We start from the raw sequence: 2241 nt of genomic DNA on the forward strand, positions 1-2241 counted from the left end.
CCGCCGCGCCCGATCTGGTGTTCGTGATCGGCGATGGCCTGTCGGCGTTCGCGGCCGCGAAGCAGGCGCTGCCGCTGATCGAGGCGGTGCGCGGGCGGCTCGACGCCGACGGCTGGTCGATCGGCCCGGTGGTGGTGGCGCGCCAGGCGCGCGTCGCGCTCGGCGACGAGATCGGCGCGCTGCTGCGCGCCAAGCTGGTGGCGATGCTGATCGGCGAGCGTCCCGGCCTCAGTTCGCCGGACAGCCTCGGCGTGTATCTCACCTTTGCGCCGCAGGTCGGCTGCCACGACGCGCAGCGCAACTGCATCTCGAACGTGCGCCCGGAAGGGCTGCCGCACGCGGCTGCCGCGCACAAGCTGCATTACCTGCTGACGCACGCGCGCCGGCTGCAACTGACCGGCGTGGGCCTCAAGGACGACAGCGACGCGCTGCTGCCCGGCAATGCTTCGGATCCCGAACGTCTCGGCGATGCCTGAGCGAACGCGCCATGAAAAAACCGCCGGCGATCGCGCGCCGGCGGTTGTCGCAGTGAAGCTGCACCGCGCGTTCAGAAGAAGCCGAGCGGCTTCTCGCTGTAGCTGACCAGCAGGTTCTTGGTCTGCTGATAGTGGTCGAGCATCATCTTGTGCGTTTCGCGGCCGATGCCCGATTGCTTGTAGCCGCCGAACGCCGCGTGCGCCGGGTAGGCGTGATAGCAGTTGGTCCACACGCGGCCGGCCTGGATCGCGCGGCCGAAGCGGTAGGCGCGCGTGCCGTCGCGCGTCCACACGCCGGCGCCGAGGCCGTACAGCGTGTCGTTGGCGATCTCCAGCGCTTCCTCCTCGTTCTTGAAGGTGGTGACCGACAGCACCGGCCCGAAGATTTCCTCCTGGAAGATCCGCATCTTGTTGTGGCCGCGGAACACCGTCGGCTTGACGTAGTAGCCGCTCGCCAGCTCGCCCGTCAGCGTGTTGCGTTCGCCGCCCGTCAGGCACTCGGCGCCTTCCTGGCGGCCGATGTCGATGTACGACAGGATCTTCTCCATCTGCTCGGCCGAGGCCTGCGCGCCGATCATCGTCTGCGCGTCGAGCGGGTGGCCCTGGCGGATCTTCTCGACGCGCTTCACGGCGCGCTCGATGAAGCGCTCGTACACGCTTTCCTCGACCAGCGCGCGCGACGGGCAGGTGCACACCTCGCCCTGGTTCAGCGCGAACATCGCGAAGCCTTCGAGCGCCTTGTCGAAGTAGCCGTCGTCGCGGTCCATCACGTCGGCGAAGAAGATGTTCGGGCTCTTGCCGCCCAGCTCCAGCGTGACCGGAATCAGGTTCGCGCTGGCGTACTGCATGATCAGCCGGCCCGTGGTGGTTTCGCCGGTGAACGCGATCTTGGCGATGCGCTTGCTCGACGCGAGCGGCTTGCCCGCCTCCAGCCCGAAGCCGTTGACGATGTTGAGCACGCCGGGCGGCAGCAGGTCCTGCACGAGTTCGGCCCACACGAGGATCGAGGCGGGCGTCTGCTCGGCCGGCTTGAGCACCACGCAGTTGCCCGCCGCCAGCGCGGGGGCCAGCTTCCACGCGGCCATCAGGATCGGGAAGTTCCACGGGATGATCTGGCCCACCACGCCGAGCGGCTCGTGGAAGTGATAGGCCACCAGGTCGCCGCCGATGTCGGCGATCGAGCCTTCCTGCGCGCGCAGGCAGCCCGCGAAATAGCGGAAGTGATCGATCGCGAGCGGGATGTCGGCCGCCGTGGTTTCGCGCAGCGGCTTGCCGTTGTCGATCGTCTCGGCCACCGCGAGCCGCGCCAGGTTCTGCTCCATCCGGTCGGCGATGCGCAGCAGCACGGCGGCGCGGTCCGCCGCCGGGGTCGCGCCCCAGCCGGCCTTGGCCGCATGCGCGGCGTCGAGCGCCAGTTCGATGTCGGCTTCCTGCGAGCGCGGGATGGCCGTGAACGGCTGGCCGGTGACGGGCGAGATGTTGTCGAAATACTGGCCGGCGACGGGCGGCACCCATTCGCCGCCGATGAAGTTCCCATACTGCTTGCGATACGGAAATTCGATGTTCAGATGCTGCATCTCGGCGTGGTTCATCTGTCGCTCCTCGCATGTTGGAATCAGGGAAACGCCGCCGCGTGCGGCCGGCGGGGCCTGTGGAATACGCCAAAAACGTGCCAGTGCGCCGCGCCACGGTGCGTGGCGGACGCGTCACGGTGCGAGCCGCGGCCAGCCGGGCGCGCGGCGGCGGCCCGTGCCGTTCGGGCGCT

Annotated in this window: 2 protein-coding genes; one reads left to right on the top strand and one right to left on the bottom strand. The window is 69.0% G+C overall.

Annotated elements, in window-relative coordinates; translation table 11 throughout:
• Positions 1–476 (top strand): ethanolamine ammonia-lyase light chain EutC (locus tag G3N92_RS33235; RefSeq protein ID WP_206131743.1); only part of this gene is annotated, 476 nt, incomplete at its 5' end.
• Between the two features lie 71 nt (positions 477–547).
• Here the strand turns inward: G3N92_RS33235 and adh are convergent.
• Positions 548–2068 carry an aldehyde dehydrogenase gene (adh, locus tag G3N92_RS33240; RefSeq protein ID WP_206131744.1) on the bottom strand — a complete coding sequence of 507 codons (1521 nt, stop codon included), beginning with the start codon at positions 2066–2068 and terminating at the stop codon, positions 548–550.
• Positions 2069–2241: the final 173 nt, after the last annotated feature.

It is taken from the genome of Burkholderia sp. Ac-20379 (assembly GCF_017104645.1).
Taxonomy (GTDB): Bacteria; Pseudomonadota; Gammaproteobacteria; order Burkholderiales; family Burkholderiaceae; genus Burkholderia.